Here is a 17,380-nt window from a genome sequence, read left to right on the forward strand (position 1 = left end):
GACCGAAACATCGCAGGGCGGGGATGCGGCAAGGCTGAGCAGGTGTGAGCGAACATGTCAACGCCCGCTTTGTGACAATGTCATGCCATGCCACGCTGTTGACAGCGTGGCAGAGTCACGATCAACGGAAGCTGTCTTTCCAGCTACGCACGGTGGCGAATACCGCCTCGCGAGAGAGCGACGCACGCCCTGCATGGCGTTGCGCAGCCGCGATGACGGCCGGTGCGTCGCTGCGCAGGAAGGGGTTGGTCACGCGCTCCTGGGCGAGCGTCGTGGGCAATGGGGGACGGCCGGCCGCGCGAAGCGCCGTTGCCTCCCGATGCCACGCATTGAGCGCCGCGTTATCCGGATCGACCGCCAGCGCGAAGCGAATGTTCGACAGCGTGTATTCGTGCGCGCAGTGCACGAGCGTGGCGGGCGGCAGCGCGGCGAGCGCATCCAGCGAAGCGAGCATCTGTGCAGGCGTGCCCTCGAACAGGCGTCCGCAGCCGCACGAGAACAGTGTGTCGCCGCAGAAGAGATGCGGCGCGCCTGCGGCCCCGGCGCCGAGGAAATATGCGATATGCCCTTGGGTGTGGCCGGGCACGTCGATCACTTCCAGCGTCATGGCCGGGGCGGCGATGTGAACCGTCTCGCCGCCGCCATGCGGATGATCGACGCAGGCGATGGCTTCGCCGGCCGGGCCGTGCACGGGAACGTTGAAATGCTCGAGCAGCGCATCGACACCGCCGATGTGATCGGCATGTTTGTGCGTGATGAGAATGGCGCGCAGCGTGAGATTACGCGATTCGAGATAGGCGAGCACCGGCGCGGCGTCGCCCGGGTCGACCACCACGGCATCTTTGCCGTTATCAACGACCCAGAGATAATTGTCCTGGAACGCGGGGACGGGAAAGACGGTCATTGTTCCGGCCGACGCCTCACTTACCGCATCTGCGTGCGCATCCATATATACTCGCCACCATGTCAGAACGTCCGATTATAGACTGGCCCCTCTGGCTCGTCTCACCACCAGGCCGCTACGCGCTCGCATGGGAACAGGCCCTTTTCGACCAATGGGTCGGGGATCTGTTCGGCTATCACGCGCTGCAACTTGGCCGCCCCGAACTGGATACCCTGCGCGAGAACCGCATGCCTTATCGCGGTCTCGTCCTGACGGCTGCGCGCGGCCCCGACGCCTCGCCGCTCGTGACCAAGGCCGCCAGCGATACAACCAGTGGCACGCCGTCGTGCCACGCGGGCGCGGCCGACATGATCCCACGCGACATCCTCGTGAGCCGCTTCGACGAGTTGCCTATCGCCACGGCGAGCACCGATCTCGTGGTCCTGCCGCACGTGCTCGAGTTTGCCGAGAATCCGCACGACATCCTGCGCGAGGTCGAACGCATACTCGTGCCCGAGGGACAGGTCATCATCACCGGCTTCAATAATCTGAGCCTGTGGGGTGCGCGCGAAGAGCTGGGACGACTCGCCGGCACGCCGTTCCTGCCGCCTGGCGCCGATCTCATCGCCTTCACGCGTCTGAAGGACTGGCTCAAGCTGCTCTCTTTCGACATCGATCGCGGCCGCTTCGGCTGCTACCGCCCGCCCCTGCGCGGCGAGCACTGGCTGCAGCGCTTCGAGTTCATGGAACCGGCCGGCGACCGTTGGTGGCCAATTTTCGGGGCACTCTATGCGGTGCGCGCGGTCAAGCGCGTGCGAGGCATGCGCTTGGTCGGCAAAGTGCGCAAGCGTATACTCGGCCTCCAGCCGGCGGCGGCCCCCGTGGCAACACCCAACACCACGCATCGCCAGATGGCGGAAGCGGCCGACGCGCCCGATTGATCGTTTGAGAGATGACCTTGCCGCAAGTTGAGATTTACACCGACGGTGCCTGCAAAGGCAATCCTGGCCCCGGCGGCTGGGGCGCCCTGCTCGTCGCGGGCAAACACCGCAAGGAAATGTTCGGCGGCGAAGCCAACACGACCAACAACCGCATGGAGCTTCTGGCCGTCATTCGCGCGCTCGAAGCCCTGAACAAGCCCTGCAGCGTGGTGCTGCACACCGACTCGCAGTATGTGCAGAAAGGCATCAGCGAGTGGATTCACGGCTGGAAGGCCCGTGGCTGGAAAACCGCCGCCAAGGCGCCGGTGAAGAACGCCGACCTGTGGCAGACACTCGACGCCGTCTCGCAGAAACACGAGATCGACTGGCGTTGGGTGAAAGGTCATGCCGGCCACGACGGCAACGAAGCCGCCGACCAGTTGGCCAACCGAGGCGTTGAGAGCCTGCGTCGCGGCCAGTGAGCAGGTGGCCATCGCCGCGGCTTGAGCAGTATCCGCGCATTGCGTGAGGGGTCATGACCCGCGGCGCGTCAATTCCGAAAGCACACGAAGCACACTAGATTCAACGAACAGCATGCGACAACTGATCCTCGATACCGAAACCACCGGCCTGAATGCGAAGACGGGGGACCGTCTGCTGGAAATCGGTTGCGTCGAACTGGTCAATCGCCGCTTGACCGGCAACAACCTGCACTTCTACATCAACCCCGAGCGCGACAGCGATCCGGGCGCATTGGCGGTGCACGGACTCACCACCGAATTCCTTTCCGACAAACCCAAATTCGCCGAGATTGCGGAAGAGTTGCGCGAGTACTGCCGCGACGCCGAAATCATTATTCACAACGCGGCGTTCGACCTGGGCTTCCTGGATATGGAATTCGCCCGCCTCGGCTGGCCGCCGTTCATGCAGCATTGCTCGAGCCTGATCGACACGCTGCTGCGTGCCCGGGAGATGTTCCCCGGTCGACGCAATTCGCTGGACGCCCTCTGTGAGCGTCTCGGCGTGAACAACGCGCACCGCACGCTGCACGGCGCCTTGCTCGACGCGGAATTGCTCGCCGACGTGTACCTCGCCATGACGCGCGGCCAGGAGAGTCTCGTCATCGAGATCGGCGATGGCGACGGGGGCGATGTGGGCACCCAGCGCGAAAAGATTTCGTTGCGCCAGTTCGATCTTCCCGTAATCGCGGCAGCAGATGACGAGGTCGCTCAGCATGCCGGTGTGCTGAACGACATCGACAAGGGGATGAAGGGGACGTGCGTATGGCGTACCGAACCGGCGCTCCCGGAAGGCGACGCGGCACCGGCTGTGTGAATTTGCGCCGAGCGTGGCGAAAATTCGCCCAAAGGTCTTCCCAAGCAAAGAAAACATCCCTATAATCGCTTTCTTTGCTGCTTGCGAGTCATCGCGAGAAACGGCGTGAAGTGATCGAGAGATATCGTCACGGCGGCAGCAAAAAAGAACAAAAGAAAAGTTGCAGACTTCTACGAAAGCAGTTAAAGTTCTGCTCCTGATTGCGAAACAAAAGCTTCAGCAATCAGCACTAAATCATTGATTTAGTTAATGATTTGGGTGGTTAGCTCAGCGGTAGAGCACTGCCTTCACACGGCAGGGGTCACAGGTTCAATCCCTGTACCACCCACCAGATTTGCGCGAATCGCGCCGAAAAAGGTCCTCAGGCAAATGCCGAGGGCCTTTTTCTTTTGTCGCCGCCCTCCGTCAGCAGAGGCATTTGCCGTCAATCTGTCTGCTGCACGCTGGCAAAGCAGCCAGTCCCGATCACGCGAAGAGCATCGCCGTCGCGTACGACGAAGAGTGCGTCGAGGCGCCGGCGCTGAGCATAATCTCGTCCCGCCTTCACGCCTAACACCAGCAAGGCTGTCGCGTAAGCGTCCGCGTCCGCGCACGTCGGTGCAATGACCGTCACCGACGCAACAGAACTGCACAGTGGCCCGCCGGTTCTGGGATCCATTGTGTGCGAGACCCGCGCACCGTTGATGTCGGCCCAGCGGCGGTAGTCGCCGGACGTCGCGATGGCGGCGTTACTCAGTTCGATCACGCCCATTGATGTGTGTCGCTCGTAATCCGGGGCCTCAAGCGCAATCGCCCACGGCGACCCATCCGGCTTGCTTCCGCGCGCGCGCATTTCACCGTCGATACCGACGAGCCATGAGCCGATCTCGTGCTCGCTCAACACGCGTGCCAGTTCGTCAACGCCAAATCCCTTTGCAATGCCACATAGATCCAGCGCAACGGGTCCACGCTTGCGCACCCGGCACAGCGACACGTCCACGTCGATCAGATCGCTCACCGAGGGACATGGGCTCGCTTGCGACGCGTCCACCGCGCCTGGACGATGTGCACGCTGCTCGCTCGATGGCCCGAAGCCCCACCTACCGACAAGGTCGCCGACGCCGATGTTGAAGGCATTGTGCGTATCACTGCCAATTTCCAGCGCACGTGCAAGCAAAGCCGCGAGACTTCTGGACACAGGGACCCAGCAGTCCGGCTCGGCACGATTCAGCCGCGACAGGTCGGAGCCTTCCTTCCAATTCGACATCTGCTCGTCAACCGCGCCAACCGCCGCCGCGAGCCGCGCCGCCAGTTCCTTTTCGTCCGTCTTCGGCGACACATGGAAGGCTGCGGTGTAGCGGGTTCCCATCGTCGCGCCGCTCACGCGCCAAAGCTTAAGTTGCGTGTCCGGCAACGCCTCAATAGACATCTTCGACATAGCGTCCCTGCCCTCTCAGTTGTTCGACGGACAAACCGGTATCCGTCAGAATACGTTCCCACGCCTGCGCGACGCCCTCCGCCATCCCGCGGCCGCCGCACACCATGATTTGCGCGCCGTGCGCAACCAGGGTGCGCAGGCTCCGTGCATCGGCGACAAGGCGCTCCTGCACATAACTCCGGCTCCCGGAACGTGAGAAGGCAGTCGTGAGCGCCTGCAGTCGCCTGTCGGCGACCAGATGCTTGAGTTCGTCGCGGTACAAGAAGCCACCGTCTGCATCGCGCGCACCGAAGTAAAGGTGCATCGGACGGCGGGACGCGTTGTGCCGGATGAAACCAATCAGTGGACCGATCCCAGTACCGGCCCCGATCAGGATCACGGGAGCGCTTCCGGCACCCGGCCGAAAGCACGCGTGCGACCGCATGAATGCCTCAACCGCTTCGCCGGGCTGCAGGCCTGTGAGATACCCGGAGCACACGCCGTTCGGGTGACGCCGCACGCAGATCTCAATCAGGCCATCCGCCGTTGCGCTCGCAAGCGAGTAGTACCGGGGCGAGGTGGCGCCCGGCGGCACGACGCCGAGCAGATCCCCGGTCTCGAAACGAGGCAGCCGCGGCCGTCGCAGGGTGGCCCAGACGCCCGCCCCCTCGGCGGGCATGAAGCGCAGCACCGAAGTCATGTCGTCTGTACCGGCACCATAGTCGTCTCGTGAGACGAGCTTGAGCGGTATCGTGGGAGGCAGCAATGGCGTGTAGTGAATATCGAGCGGCACGCCGAGCCTTTCGGCGAGCCCCGTGCACCACTGCCGGAATTCGGGTTCAGACTGCCGGTCAACCGTGCCCGGATCGGTCAGTGCGTCCAACCCCTTGGCGCTCAGCGCGTCATGAACCGTTCGCGCATACCCGCAAAAATGAGGAAACTGACGGTCGCCGAAGCCCAAGACCCCGAACGCCACCCCGCCAGGGATCGTCAGACGCTCCAGCTTCGGCAGGAATCGTGTAGCGCTCTCCGGTGCATCGCCGTCACCATACGTGGCAGTCAGGACCAGCAGACATTTCAGGCTGAGATAGCCGGCAGCAAAATCGTTCATTGGCGCAATATGCACACGAAAGCCAGCCTGGGTCAGCGCGGCATGCAGTGCCGAAGCAAAGCCCCACGTGCTATTGCCGTCGGTGCCCACTAGCAACACAGTATCCGCGTCGCGTGCCGGCACGTTGCAAGCGAGCTTCGGCATACCCCGCCGACGACGCAGCCACAGCAGCAGGCCGGTTGCGGCCAGCAACGGCACCGACGCCGACGATGCGCCGAGGATCAACCCGAGCCACCATAGCCCTTCGCCCGTGTGCAGCATGCGGACGACTCCTTGCAAACGTTGCCAGGCATCGGCCGGCTGAAAGGCAAGCCATCTGCCTGACGATGGATCGACATAACCGACGCCATCTGTCGTATTCACTTCGATGACGCTGCTCGGGTCGGCCGCGTTGGCAAATGTCAACTGACGCAGCCTGGAGACATCGATGGCCAGTGCGGGCAACTGCCGCAGCGGCATCGGGGACGTCGTGGTTGCCGAAACGGCGAGGCTGAGCTCCCGCGCGCCGCCTTCCGGGATTACGCCGAACGTCGTCAACGACATGACGACCCCGGTCATCGCCGACAGCGTGAGCCCGGCAAGCACGGCCCGTGCAGTTTCGTTATGCAGTCGCTGCAACCCGTCCCCCCGAATCGGGGCCAGAATATGCTTCCACCCGCCCATCCGGCGTGCGAGCAACACAAGCCCAGACAACACCGCGAACAGCATGAAGGCAGCAGTCGCGCCTGTTGCTATCCGGCCAGCGTCACCGAGAAAGAGCTTGCGATGGAGGTTCTTCACCCAACGCTCGACAGGCGATGGGCGATAATCGCCGACGGCCTTGCCGGTAGCGGGATCAATGATCGATGCATGTTGTTCGCCGCCGGCGTGGTAGTACGCGAGGATCTCCCCTGACGGTCGGCGCACGAGTGTTTCGACGTCGGGCACCGAAGTGCTCACGCGGTAAGCGAGCGTTGCAACGCTCAACGAAGTGAGGTCTGAGCGAACGGCACTTGCGTGCTCAATTGCGGGATTCACCGACAACACCGCGCCTGTCATGGCGACGACTGTCATCAGCAATGCAGCGATGAGACCGGGGATTGAATGGAGCTTGCGTAACATCGGGCACCTCCTCGCCTGCCCCTGGCTACAGTGAATAGCGGAACGACTTCACATAGCCGCGCCCCTTGATCGTCTTGTTTGCGCCCGAGGTGGTCAACGGCACGACGACCTCGGACGGGTACTCCTTCATGTCCTCGACCGCAGTGTCGATGTGAACCTCGTATCCGGCGTCGAGCAGCGTGTCGGACAGATCCAGAGTCGCACGCAGTGTCTTGCCTGCGCCGATGCTTGCGCCCGTAATGCCATCTACCTTTGGGGTGCCGCCCGTGGCGCGATACCAGTCGCTCAGGTGCCGGTAGTACTTGGCCTTGCGCCCCGCCACCCACAGCGTGCCCTGATACCGTCCCGCGCGATCGGTGACATACATGGCGACGTAAGCGCCATCTCCCCCATAGTTCGACAGTTGCGTTTCGAACGAAACCTGGCGCGCGGATGCAAGTGAAGGGGCTACGAGCGCGCCGGTGAGCACAGCGATCGGGAATGCGTGTTTCATCTGGATTCTCCTGATTTGGGCAAAAGGGGGGCATCGCACCCATCGCATTGGCCTGCCGCTGCTTCAGCAGGGTCAATGCCGATGAGGTACGCGGTGCGTCGGCAATAAGGGGTCAGCGGATCTGGACCTGGGGCTTCGTGCCGGGCTTCAGCAAACCTCCGGGGGGTGCGTCAGCCGGCGGCTTGCCGGCATTCGCGTCCGGCAGGCGTCCGCGTGCGCCGCTGTGGTCGTCGTCTTCACGCTTCATGCGGACGACGTCAAGGGTGACGGGATCAAGTTTTGCCTTGAAACGCCGGCCATCGGCATCACGCCCCTTGACCTCGTAGCAACCGTCGTCGATCCTGAGCCTGTCGATCTGCCACCCCTTTTGCTGCGCCATCGTCTGGACGGCGTCACGCGGCTTCCAGGCGTTGACCGGCGCCTCGCAATCGTCGCTGTCGCGCGCCTGTGCGGGATGGTGAATGCCGACAGCGCCGACAAGCGCAAACATCGTGAGTACCAGGCTTCTGGCAATTCGCAGCTGTTTCATGACTAACATCTCCCATTCGCATCCTTGGACGCCACAATGCACCCGAAACCTGAAGCCAAGCTTGCGAACACAGGAAATTTTCGTCATGTTCGCGACAGGTTCGCGTGGCAAAGTCACGCGAGACACCCATCCGGGAGATCTTAATGAGAGTTCTTCTCATCGAGGATGAGCCTTGGCTCGGGGAGGCCGTTCGCGACCAGATCGAGAAAGACGGACATCCGACCGACTTCGTCACCACCCTCGCCGAGGCACGCCGGCACCTTGCGGTCGCCAACTACGACCTGGTTCTGCTCGATCTGCTGCTTCCCGACGGTAGGGGACTCGACTTCCTGCGACAGCTCCGCACGAGTGGATCGACCGTGCCCGTCATCATCCTGACAGCGCTCGATCAGGTGTCGAACCGTATCGCCGGCCTGAACGCCGGCGCCGATGACTATCTCGTCAAGCCGTTCGACCTGTCCGAGCTTTCCGCACGAGTGAGCGCGGTGTCGCGCCGGTATTCAGGCAATCCGAATCCCCTGGTCAGGCTCGGCGAACTGCGTATCGATACGGCGGGGCGCAGCGTGATGCGCGATGCCGCACGCATCGACCTGACGGCCAGTGAGTGGGCGCTTCTCGAAGCCCTGATTCAGCATCCGGGGATGATCGTATCAAGGAGCCGCCTGGAGGATCGCCTTTATTCCTTCAACGAGGAAATTGGCAGCAACGCCATCGAGGTACATATGAGCCGGCTGCGCAAGAAGCTTGGTGCCGATGTCATCGAGACCTTGCGCGGGCTCGGCTATCGGCTGAAGCTGGACTGACCATGCTGCACAGCCTGCAAAGTCGACTCGCGGCAGCACTGGTGGCAGGGCTCGCCGTACTGTCGCTCGCGGCTGCGGCCGCTTCATTTCACGTGCTGCGCCACGAAGTCGATCAGATGTCGGACAGTGCGTTGCAGGAAACGGCGCAGCGCCTGTTGCCGCTTGCCATCATGGATATCGTCGGGCGCGACGCGAATGGCGATGACGATGGCAGCCGCCGTATCGCAGCCGTTCGCCCGCACGACGAATTGCTGACCTACGCGGTTCGCGATGACCGTGGCAAGCTCCTGCTACGATCGCACGACGCCGATATCGCCATCTTCCCGCCTGACCTGAAAGCGGGCTTCACTTCCACGGCGTCGCACCGGATTTACGCCGAACCGGGCTTGCAGGGCACGATCTCCCTGATGATCGCCGAGCCGCTCGCCACGCGCCGCCATGCAGTGATTGAAGCCGCACTCGCGGTCGCCAGGGTCCTCATCCTGTTTCTGCCGGTCGGCCTGTGTGGCATCTGGCTGATTGTCCGCACCGGGCTACGGCCAATCCGGCGCTTCTGCGACAGCATCGCCGCACGCGGCCAGAACGACCTGACACCGCTCGAAAAGCAGGAACTGCCGACGGAGGTCGCTCCGGTCGCCGACGCGGTCAATGACCTGATGGCCCGCCTGGACCGCGCGCTGGCAGCGGAGCGCAGCTTCACTGCCAACAGCGCGCACGAGTTGCGCACGCCAATTGCCGCAGCCCTCGCGCAGACGCAGCGCCTCATGGCCGAAATGCCTTCCGCCGACGCGCGCGAACGCGTGCGAAATGTCGAGAGGTCCCTGCATACCTTGTCGCGGGTCAGCGAAAGGCTCATGCAACTCGCGAAGGCCGAGAATGGACGCGTGCTCGGGGACGCGCCGCAGGATCTGCGCCCGGTACTGGAGCTTGTCGTGGAGGATTTTCGGCGCGTTGCGTCTGAGAAGCCGATCCAGCTCGACGTGCCCGACCAGCCCGTGTCGTCGTGGATCGACGCGGACGCATTCGCTATCGTCGTGCGCAATCTGGTTGAGAATGCGCTCAAACATGGTGCGTCCGGGAAACCGGTGGCGATCGCGCTGTCGGTCACCGGTACGCTCAGTGTCCGGAATCGAGGGCCAGTGCTGCCGGACGATGAACTTGAGCGTCTGACGAAACCGTTCGAGCGCGGCGCGACGACCGCCACAGGCAGCGGGCTTGGTCTGGCGATCGTCGAAGCGATTGTGCGCGGCGCGGGTTCGGTTCTTACGCTGCGCTCACCGGCTCCGGGCTGGCAGGATGGCCTGCAGGTAAGCATCGATGGTTTGCCGCTTGCGTCCGCGAGGCCGATTCGCGAGAAGACCGGACCAGCGTAATCAGTTGGGATGGTGTGACGCGAGACAGCCCGGATTCAACCGAACGATACCGGGATCGATGCGAACGAATGGCCAACCTGCACCGGAATCTGCGCTTGAACCCTGCGGCGCCGATCACTCGTGCCTCCGGCCCCGTTTGCGAATAGACGATCCCCGCGTTGTTCGCGGCCGTGCCCGTGAGCACACCCTGCGTCGAAAACGTGCAGGCGCTGCCCGCGCACGCGCCACCACTCACGTTCTGCGTCATGGTGTGGAACGTCCCCCGCGCGCCATCCGGACCGATTCTCGTGGTTCCCGACCCCGTCACGTAGGTCTGCCCGGGCATCGCAATACTCGCATTAGGCGTGACGCTGTACTGCGCGTTCTGAAACGCAATGCTGAGCGACCCGGATAGCGTGCCAACCGCGCCCGTCGTCATGTCGATGGCCTTCGTTGCACCAGCGAGCGCATAGGTCATCGTGCCGGACACCGGCAGATCGGCGTCCAGCGTCGGGCGCCCCACGATGTAAGGCATGCCTGAGCGCCAAGTCGTCAGATCGAACGCCACGTTGTGATCGAACGCACGCCGCGACGTCCATTTCCCCCACTCCAGCTGAGCGAGCGCCGCATAGGGCGCGTCGGGCGATCCCGTGCGCATCAATGCGCGCGCCTGTTGTTGCGCCTGATCTTTTACTTCGGACGAACCTGGCGGGCGGGGTTGAAGGGAGAAACGCACGTCGACAACAGCGCCTTCGGAAGCGCACACGCCACCAGCCAGGACAGCGGAAAACGCCGCCGCAACGAACGCGTGGAGCCAACGCGTGGGGGCCGTTAGAGCGCAACGATGCTGGCATAGCAAGCGGGAAATCAGGGTGCCCACCTACCACATTCGCTCCGGGGTTCGCCTGCCGAATCCATCCTCGGCGCACCCATTTCTATAGATTTTATCTATTGAAATAAAAAATCAATCATGTTTATTTTCCCGCCAGCCCCCTCAACACGCTGCCTTGCCCAAGCTGCGCCCCACGTTGCGGGGTTTTGCATGAAGTTATGGGGCCTACAGTGCCAGTCTTATATAAGACCCAAGCATTCACATTACGAAAAGGCATTTCAGTTTTGCCCCCGACCCGTGTCACAATCGGAAAAATTCGTCATGGCTAGCTGACTGTTACCCCAGTCGGCAGCGCTCCCCCACCGTTCCCTGCTTCTTGAATCCGAGACCAGCGATGAGTACGCAGCAACCCAGCATCATCTACACCCTGACCGACGAAGCACCGCTTCTGGCCACCAGCGCTTTCCTCCCGATCATTCGTACGTTCACGGCACCGGCGGGCGTGTCGGTCGAGACGAGCGACATCTCGGTCGCGGCTCGTATCCTCGGAGAATTCCCCGAATTTCTGACGGACGACCAGCGCGTGCCGGATAACCTCGCCGAGCTGGGCCGTCTGACGCAAGACCCTGATACGAACATCATCAAGCTGCCGAACATCAGTGCGTCGGTGTTCCAGCTCCAGAGCGCGATCAAGGAACTGCAGTCGAAGGGCTACAAGGTGCCGGACTTTCCGGAAGACCCGAAGTCCGACGAAGAGAAAGCCATCCAGAAGCGTTACTCGAAGTGCCTCGGTTCGGCCGTCAACCCGGTGCTGCGCGAAGGCAACTCGGATCGTCGCGCCCCGCTCGCCGTCAAGAACTACGCCAAGAAGCACCCCCACAGCATGGGCGAGTGGAGCATGGCTTCGCGCACGCACGTGGCGCACATGAAGCATGGCGACTTCTACCACGGCGAAAAGTCGATGACGCTCGACCGCGCCCGTGACGTCAAGATGGAACTCGTCACCAAGAGCGGCAAGACGATCGTGCTCAAGCCGAAGGTCGCGCTGCTCGACGGCGAAATCATCGACAGCATGTTCATGAGCAAGAAGGCGCTGTGCGACTTCTATGAAGAGCAGATGGAAGACGCGCGCAAGACCGGCGTGATGCTCTCGCTGCACGTGAAGGCCACCATGATGAAGGTCTCGCACCCGATCGTGTTCGGCCACGCCGTGAAGATCTTCTACAAGGAAGCTTTCGAAAAGCACGGCAAGCTGTTCGACGAACTGGGCGTGAACGTCAACAACGGCCTCGTGAATCTGTACGAGAAGATCGAATCGCTGCCTAGCACGCAGCGTGAAGAGATCATCCGCGACCTGCATGCTTGCCACGAGCATCGCCCGGAACTGGCGATGGTCGACTCCGCCAAGGGTATTTCGAATCTGCACGCGCCGAACGACGTGATCGTCGACGCCTCGATGCCGGCCATGATCCGTATCGGCGGCAAGATGTGGGGTGCCGACGGCCGTCCGAAGGACACGAAGGCCGTGATCCCGGAGAGCACGTTCGCGCGCATCTATCAGGAAATCATCAACTTCTGCAAGACCAACGGCAACTTCGACCCGACTACCATGGGTACGGTGCCGAACGTCGGCCTGATGGCTCAGAAAGCGGAAGAGTACGGCTCACACGACAAGACCTTCGAAATCGCCGAAGACGGCGTGGCGAATATCGTCGACATCGCCACGGGCGAAGTGCTGCTCTCGCAGAACGTGGAAGCCGGCGACATCTGGCGTATGTGCCAGGTCAAGGACGCGCCGATCCGTGACTGGGTGAAGCTCGCCGTGAACCGCGTGCGCAATTCGGGCATGCCGGCCGTGTTCTGGCTCGACCCGTACCGCCCGCACGAAGCCGAGCTGATCAAGAAGGTTGAAACGTACCTGAAGGATTACGACACCAACGGTCTCGACATCCAGATCATGTCGCAAGTGCGCGCCATGCGTTACACGCTCGAGCGCGTGATTCGCGGTCTGGACACCATCTCGGTGACCGGCAACATTCTGCGCGACTACCTGACCGACCTGTTCCCGATCATGGAACTGGGCACCAGCGCCAAGATGCTGTCGATCGTGCCGCTCATGGCCGGTGGCGGCATGTACGAAACGGGTGCCGGCGGCTCGGCACCGAAGCACGTCAAGCAACTGGTGGAAGAGAACCACCTGCGTTGGGATTCGTTGGGTGAATTCCTGGCGCTGGCAGTCTCGCTGGAAGACCTGGGCATCAAGACGGGCAACCAGCGCGCCAAGATCCTCGCCAAGACGCTCGATGCTGCCACCGGCAAGCTGCTCGACAACAGCAAGGGTCCGTCGCCGAAGACCGGCCAGTTGGACAACCGCGGCAGCCAGTTCTATCTGGCGATGTACTGGGCGCAGGAATTGGCCGAGCAGAAGGACGACGCCGATCTGACTAAGCACTTCGTATCGCTCGCCAAGCAACTGACCGAGAACGAGAAGGCCATCGTGGGCGAATTCGCCGACGTGCAGGGCAAGCCGGCGGATATCGGCGGCTACTACAAGCCGGACTTCGAGAAGCTCGAGCAGGTCATGCGTCCGAGCAAGACGTTCAACGCTGCGTTGGAAAGCGTCGCGAAGGCGTAATGAAGAAGTAACGTCCGGGCCGAACGACGGGCGATCATCAAGGATCGCCCGGTAGTCCCCACAAAAAAGCTGGCAGATGCCAGCTTTTTTGTTGCCTTCTTCAACACGGGCACCCGTAGCCTTAGCCGTCCGCGCGCAACAGCCCCCAGCACAACCGGTAAAGCTCGTCCTCGAACTCGGGAGTGCCAAGCAAGGGGGAGTCTTCGAGCGCGGCCGAGCGCAGCGTGCCCATGACGGCCCGCGTGAGCACGAAGACGGTGGCGGCGGTGGGTGGACGCATTTCGGGCGCGTCGCGCCGCGACATGGCGACAGCGATATGTTCGGCCGCCTCGCGCATGGCTTGCATGATGTTCTCGTGGTGATCGAGTTGCCACGCCATCTTGATGAGCGAGCGTTTCACGCGCCCGCCTGCGCCGAAGGCTTCGATGAGCACCCGCAGCCGCTCGCGAATCACGCGTTCCGGGTCGGCCCCCTCGTCCGCCGCTCGGGCGATGCGCTCGTTGAGTTCGTCCATCACCCGACGCCGTTCGCGCGCGATCATCGCGAGCAGAATCGCCTCCTTGGTCGGGAAGTACTGGTACAGGGTACCGATGGAGAAGCCTGCCTTGCGGGCGATGCGATTGGTTGTGAGCGCCGCCTCGCCTTCTTCGTCGAGAACCTGAGCGGTAGCCTCAAAAATGGTCTCGACGGTGTGTTGCGCCCGTGCCTGCATCGGCCGCTTTCGCATGGCGGACGGGGTGTTCTGGGTCGCGGGCGGCTTGGGTGTGGCCATTTTGAAAAACCTGAGCGGGAAGCGAGTTGCGGCAAAGCGCCTGAAAAATGAATAATGCTCACATTCGCCGCAAAACTCAAGAGACCGCAACGGAACGCGCTTGCCGCGCCACCTCGGCGCCGCGAATCCCTCAACATCGCCGCAGAGGCAAGACACCATGAGCCACGATATTTCTGCCCTGACCGTACGCAAACTGACTGTCGATCTGGCCGATGGCTTCGCGCGTCATTGGCACAGCGGCGATGCCTACCGCACCATGTATTACAACGCGCTGTCGATGAGCTTCCCGGTCGGCGAGCAATCGTTCATCGACTCGGTGCGCGACACGATGGATCGCCTGCCCGCCGATGCGAGCTACGACACGCTTCGGGCAGACATCGCCCAGTTCATCGGACAGGAAGCGACGCATCGGCATCTGCATGGTCAGTACAACGCACAATTGGCGAAGCAGGGACTGATCAATCACTGGGAGAACTGGGCGACGACACGCATTCAGTGGGCGCGCCGCCGCAAGCTCTCGCCAATGTACATGCTGGCCGTGACGGCCGCCTACGAGCACTGCACGGCGGTATTCGGCGACGGGGCCCTTCGCTACGACCGTTGGCTCGCGAAGGCCGAACCGAAGATGCGCCTGATGTGGCGCTGGCACGCGGCCGAGGAAACGGAGCACAAGGCTGTGGCATTCGATCTCTATCGCGCGCTAGGCGGCAGCGAACGCCAACGCGTTCTCACGTATCTCTACGTGCTGTTCATGTTCGCAGTAGAGAGCCACGCGCAGACGATCAATAACCTCTGGCATGACGGCACCCTCTTCAAGCCCCGCACGTGGTGGGGTTTCACCACGATGTTCTTCGGGCGCGATGGGGTCGTCTGGCGTAGCACCGGGCCAATGCTCAAGTACCTCGCGCCTTCGTTTCATCCGAACCGGCACGGCGATCCTTCGCTCGCCGAAAAGTGGCTGACGGCGCATCAGGCCAATTGGCGGGCGGTTCGCTGATTTTTGCTCGACGCTTTGTTCGTGCTGCTTGGCGCTTGACCCTCGCCTCCCTCTGCGGTCGGCCGCCGGGCCGGTGCCCGTTTTCGTCGCTCCACGAAATTCGCTTTGGAAAACGGGCACCGGCCCGACAGCTCGAAACGCACCCACACATCGTCGCCCCCTCCCCCACGCCCCCACCTCACCGCATTCCCCCACCTCGTCGTCACGATGACACCGTCTTCTCATGCGCCCAGGCTCTCGCCGACCGTCCCCACGTGCTACGCATCTGCTGGTGACGATCGTCGAGAGCCTCGCCATCCCCCAAGCACTTCCCTATGCCCGGTTTCGTGACTTCTTCGCGAAATGTTTCACGCGCCATCTGGACGCATCCGGAGCACTTCGCCACGCCCGCATCGTGATGTCTTCGTCGTGAGTTTTTTCTCGCCCTGAGTAGGCTCACTCTGAAACACTTGGCCACGCCAGGTACCGTGATGTCGTCGCCGCGCGCTGTTTCTCTCCCTGATTAGGCCCGCGCCGAAACACTTGATCGCACCGGGCATTGCGATGTTGTCGCGAATTGATGCATGGGCTGGTTGGACGCATGGTGTTGCAGCGTTGTCGGTAGCCACGGCCGTTGTGGACTGGGCGAAGCGAGGGACTGATGGGATGTCGAGGGTCTCGCCGACCGTCACCAGCAGATGCGCAGCACGTGGGGACGGTCGGCGAGAGCCTGCGCGCATGAAGCGGCGGTGTCGTCGTGACGGTGGGGGTGGTGATGGTGGCGGGGTGGGTGGATGGGGAGGTTGCGACGATGGATTGGCGTGTTTCGAGTCGTCGGGCCGGTACCCGTTTTCCAAAGCGAATTTCGTGGAGCGACGAAAACGGGTACCGGCCCGGCGGCCGACCGCAGAGGGAGGCGAGGGTCAAGCGTCACCCCAACAACGGAATACCGAGTATCAACGCCGAGTGATATGCCACAAGCGGCATCTTGATAATAATAATCACACCTCAAAGCAGCACCGATACCCGCGCAACGTGAAGTCAGTGTGTCAATGACTCAGGCGTGCCCCCTTGCACCCTTCGGTGAGAAGCGAAGTTCAGAGGCACGCATAAATCAAAACGAGACGGAGACACAGTCATGAGCAAGGCAGCAGGTTGGCTGCGGGGCGCGCTTGCCCTCGCGGTTTGCGGAGCCGCGGGCGTCGCCCACGCGCAATCGAACGTATCGCTTTACGGTCAGGTCGACGCCTGGGCCGGTGCGGTCAAAACGCCCGGCGGCGAACGCGCCTGGACGCAGGCCGGCGGCGGAATGTCCACGTCGTACTGGGGGATGAAGGGCACGGAAGATCTCGGCGACGGTCTCAAGGCGATCTTTGCGCTGGAGGACTTCTTCCTGCCGCAAACCGGACATTACGGACGCTTCACCGGCGACAGCTTCTTCTCCCGGAATGCCTACGTCGGCCTACAGTCGAATACGCTCGGTACGGTCACGATGGGCCGACTTACCACGTCGTATTTCGTCTCGACGATTCTGTTCAACCCCTTCGTTGACTCGTATACGTTCAGCCCGATGGTCTATCACACGTTCCTCGGCCTCGCCGGCCAAGGCATCGTCGGTGATTCGGGATGGAACAACGCCGTGATGTACGCCACGCCGGATTACAAGGGGCTCGGGGCCAGCGTGTCTTATGCCTTCGGCAACAAAGCCGGCGAGACCGGGCAGAACAAGTGGAGCGCCGCCGCGATGTATTTTCACGGCCCGCTCGCCGCCACGCTCGCGTATCAGCAAGTGAAGTTCGATTCGACGCCCGACGATCAGGCCGGCATCACCGGCTTTCGCAATCAGCAAGCGCTCCAGGCTGGCCTGACTTACGATTTTCACGTCGTCAAATTCTACGGGCAATATCAGTACATCAAGAACACGATCACCGGGGGCAATCTGACGTCGAACGGCGCTCAGTTCGGGGTGTCGGTGCCGCTCGGCGCAGGCAGCGCGATCGCGTCGTACGCCTATACGAAGAATTCTGGCCAGAACGACGTCAGCCGAAATACCTGGGCCGTCGGTTATGACTACAACGTCTCGAAGCGCACCGATCTGTATGTGGCCTACCTGAACGACAAGGTATCCGGGCTGGAGGCCGGGAATACTTTTGGGCTGGGCATGCGAACCAAGTTCTGAGAAACTCCGCTGCACGGACTCGCGCACAGTACAATGCGCGCGCCCCCGCTGCACACGAACAAC

15 protein-coding genes and 1 tRNA gene are annotated in these 17,380 nt (G+C 62.4%); 9 read left to right on the forward strand and 7 right to left on the reverse strand.

From position 1 onward, the window contains the following. Window positions 1-121: 121 nt before the first annotated feature. Window positions 122-904 (reverse strand): hydroxyacylglutathione hydrolase, encoded by a 783-nt coding sequence (gene gloB, locus OYT13_RS16250; RefSeq protein WP_268566609.1) that lies wholly within the window; start codon window positions 902-904, stop codon window positions 122-124. Between the two features lie 59 nt (window positions 905-963). On the opposite strand from gloB, the gene OYT13_RS16255 reads away from it, so the two are divergent. The 4 genes from OYT13_RS16255 (at window position 964) to OYT13_RS16270 (ending at window position 3,469) form a co-directional block, all read left to right on the forward strand. Continuing rightward, the gene (locus OYT13_RS16255; protein ID WP_017231813.1) at window positions 964-1,824 is read left to right on the forward strand and encodes a methyltransferase domain-containing protein; all 861 of its coding nucleotides are present in this window, start codon (window positions 964-966) and stop codon (window positions 1,822-1,824) included. Window positions 1,825-1,835: 11 nt separating this feature from the next. Continuing rightward, on the forward strand, window positions 1,836-2,285 hold the full coding sequence (gene rnhA / locus OYT13_RS16260; protein WP_017231812.1) for a ribonuclease HI: 450 nt from the start codon (window positions 1,836-1,838) through the stop codon (window positions 2,283-2,285). Window positions 2,286-2,397: 112 nt separating this feature from the next. Further along, entirely contained in the window at window positions 2,398-3,138 is a 741-nt protein-coding gene (dnaQ, locus tag OYT13_RS16265; protein WP_268566610.1) for a DNA polymerase III subunit epsilon, read from the forward strand. 256 nt (window positions 3,139-3,394) lie between these two features. Then, window positions 3,395-3,469, forward strand: a tRNA-Val gene (locus tag OYT13_RS16270). A 93-nt stretch (window positions 3,470-3,562) separates the two neighbouring features. On the opposite strand, the gene OYT13_RS16275 is transcribed toward OYT13_RS16270, so the two are convergent. The 4 genes from OYT13_RS16275 to OYT13_RS16290 all read right to left on the reverse strand — a co-directional run bounded on the left by OYT13_RS16275 (window position 3,563) and on the right by OYT13_RS16290 (window position 7,768). Then, entirely contained in the window at window positions 3,563-4,555 is a 993-nt protein-coding gene (locus tag OYT13_RS16275; protein WP_268566611.1) for an FAD:protein FMN transferase, read from the reverse strand. After that, on the reverse strand, window positions 4,536-6,746 hold the full coding sequence (locus OYT13_RS16280) for a PepSY domain-containing protein (protein ID WP_268566612.1): 2,211 nt from the start codon (window positions 6,744-6,746) through the stop codon (window positions 4,536-4,538). The genes OYT13_RS16275 and OYT13_RS16280 overlap by 20 nt, the downstream gene beginning before the upstream one ends. A gap of 25 nt (window positions 6,747-6,771) precedes the next feature. After that, window positions 6,772-7,239 (reverse strand): DUF2271 domain-containing protein, encoded by a 468-nt coding sequence (locus tag OYT13_RS16285; RefSeq protein ID WP_268566613.1) that lies wholly within the window; start codon window positions 7,237-7,239, stop codon window positions 6,772-6,774. A 112-nt stretch (window positions 7,240-7,351) separates the two neighbouring features. After that, the gene (locus tag OYT13_RS16290; protein ID WP_150562818.1) at window positions 7,352-7,768 is read right to left on the reverse strand and encodes a PepSY domain-containing protein; all 417 of its coding nucleotides are present in this window, start codon (window positions 7,766-7,768) and stop codon (window positions 7,352-7,354) included. Window positions 7,769-7,911: 143 nt separating this feature from the next. On the opposite strand from OYT13_RS16290, the gene OYT13_RS16295 reads away from it, so the two are divergent. Together OYT13_RS16295 and OYT13_RS16300 are read left to right on the forward strand one after the other, a co-directional pair. Beyond that, window positions 7,912-8,571, forward strand: coding sequence for a response regulator (locus OYT13_RS16295; RefSeq protein ID WP_268566614.1), 660 nt, complete (start codon window positions 7,912-7,914; stop codon window positions 8,569-8,571). 2 nt (window positions 8,572-8,573) lie between these two features. Further along, window positions 8,574-9,944, forward strand: a complete 1,371-nt coding sequence (locus tag OYT13_RS16300) for a sensor histidine kinase (RefSeq protein ID WP_150562820.1) — start codon at window positions 8,574-8,576, stop codon at window positions 9,942-9,944. On the opposite strand, the gene OYT13_RS16305 is transcribed toward OYT13_RS16300, so the two are convergent. After that, window positions 9,835-10,581 (reverse strand): hypothetical protein, encoded by a 747-nt coding sequence (locus tag OYT13_RS16305; protein ID WP_268566615.1) that lies wholly within the window; start codon window positions 10,579-10,581, stop codon window positions 9,835-9,837. The genes OYT13_RS16300 and OYT13_RS16305 overlap by 110 nt on opposite strands. 568 nt (window positions 10,582-11,149) lie before the next feature. On the opposite strand from OYT13_RS16305, the gene OYT13_RS16310 reads away from it, so the two are divergent. After that, window positions 11,150-13,390 (forward strand): NADP-dependent isocitrate dehydrogenase, encoded by a 2,241-nt coding sequence (locus OYT13_RS16310; protein ID WP_268566616.1) that lies wholly within the window; start codon window positions 11,150-11,152, stop codon window positions 13,388-13,390. 121 nt (window positions 13,391-13,511) lie between these two features. On the opposite strand, the gene OYT13_RS16315 is transcribed toward OYT13_RS16310, so the two are convergent. Then, window positions 13,512-14,162 (reverse strand): TetR/AcrR family transcriptional regulator, encoded by a 651-nt coding sequence (locus OYT13_RS16315; protein ID WP_261938219.1) that lies wholly within the window; start codon window positions 14,160-14,162, stop codon window positions 13,512-13,514. A gap of 157 nt (window positions 14,163-14,319) precedes the next feature. Here OYT13_RS16315 and OYT13_RS16320 point away from each other — a divergent pair, with 157 nt between their 5' ends. Both OYT13_RS16320 and OYT13_RS16325 read left to right on the forward strand, forming a co-directional pair. Further along, the gene (locus tag OYT13_RS16320; RefSeq protein WP_268566617.1) at window positions 14,320-15,159 is read left to right on the forward strand and encodes a metal-dependent hydrolase; all 840 of its coding nucleotides are present in this window, start codon (window positions 14,320-14,322) and stop codon (window positions 15,157-15,159) included. 1,117 nt (window positions 15,160-16,276) lie between these two features. Beyond that, window positions 16,277-17,317, forward strand: coding sequence for a porin (locus tag OYT13_RS16325; protein ID WP_268566618.1), 1,041 nt, complete (start codon window positions 16,277-16,279; stop codon window positions 17,315-17,317). Window positions 17,318-17,380 lie beyond the last annotated feature (63 nt).

The sequence above is a fragment of the Pandoraea sp. XJJ-1 genome (assembly GCF_026802345.1).
Taxonomy (GTDB): Bacteria; Pseudomonadota; Gammaproteobacteria; order Burkholderiales; family Burkholderiaceae; genus Pandoraea; species Pandoraea cepalis.

Bases quoted from the DNA above. Each gene is read 5' to 3' on its own strand.
- gloB (WP_268566609.1), bottom strand. From the start codon at position 904: ATGACCGTCTTTCCCGTCCCCGCGTTCCAGGACAATTATCTCTGGGTC.
- OYT13_RS16255 (WP_017231813.1), top strand. From the start codon at position 964: ATGTCAGAACGTCCGATTATAGACTGGCCCCTCTGGCTCGTCTCACCA.
- rnhA (WP_017231812.1), top strand. From the start codon at position 1,836: ATGACCTTGCCGCAAGTTGAGATTTACACCGACGGTGCCTGCAAAGGC.
- dnaQ (WP_268566610.1), top strand. From the start codon at position 2,398: ATGCGACAACTGATCCTCGATACCGAAACCACCGGCCTGAATGCGAAG.
- OYT13_RS16275 (WP_268566611.1), bottom strand. From the start codon at position 4,555: ATGTCGAAGATGTCTATTGAGGCGTTGCCGGACACGCAACTTAAGCTT.
- OYT13_RS16280 (WP_268566612.1), bottom strand. From the start codon at position 6,746: ATGTTACGCAAGCTCCATTCAATCCCCGGTCTCATCGCTGCATTGCTG.
- OYT13_RS16285 (WP_268566613.1), bottom strand. From the start codon at position 7,239: ATGAAACACGCATTCCCGATCGCTGTGCTCACCGGCGCGCTCGTAGCC.
- OYT13_RS16290 (WP_150562818.1), bottom strand. From the start codon at position 7,768: ATGAAACAGCTGCGAATTGCCAGAAGCCTGGTACTCACGATGTTTGCG.
- OYT13_RS16295 (WP_268566614.1), top strand. From the start codon at position 7,912: ATGAGAGTTCTTCTCATCGAGGATGAGCCTTGGCTCGGGGAGGCCGTT.
- OYT13_RS16300 (WP_150562820.1), top strand. From the start codon at position 8,574: ATGCTGCACAGCCTGCAAAGTCGACTCGCGGCAGCACTGGTGGCAGGG.
- OYT13_RS16305 (WP_268566615.1), bottom strand. From the start codon at position 10,581: ATGCGCACGGGATCGCCCGACGCGCCCTATGCGGCGCTCGCTCAGCTG.
- OYT13_RS16310 (WP_268566616.1), top strand. From the start codon at position 11,150: ATGAGTACGCAGCAACCCAGCATCATCTACACCCTGACCGACGAAGCA.
- OYT13_RS16315 (WP_261938219.1), bottom strand. From the start codon at position 14,162: ATGGCCACACCCAAGCCGCCCGCGACCCAGAACACCCCGTCCGCCATG.
- OYT13_RS16320 (WP_268566617.1), top strand. From the start codon at position 14,320: ATGAGCCACGATATTTCTGCCCTGACCGTACGCAAACTGACTGTCGAT.
- OYT13_RS16325 (WP_268566618.1), top strand. From the start codon at position 16,277: ATGAGCAAGGCAGCAGGTTGGCTGCGGGGCGCGCTTGCCCTCGCGGTT.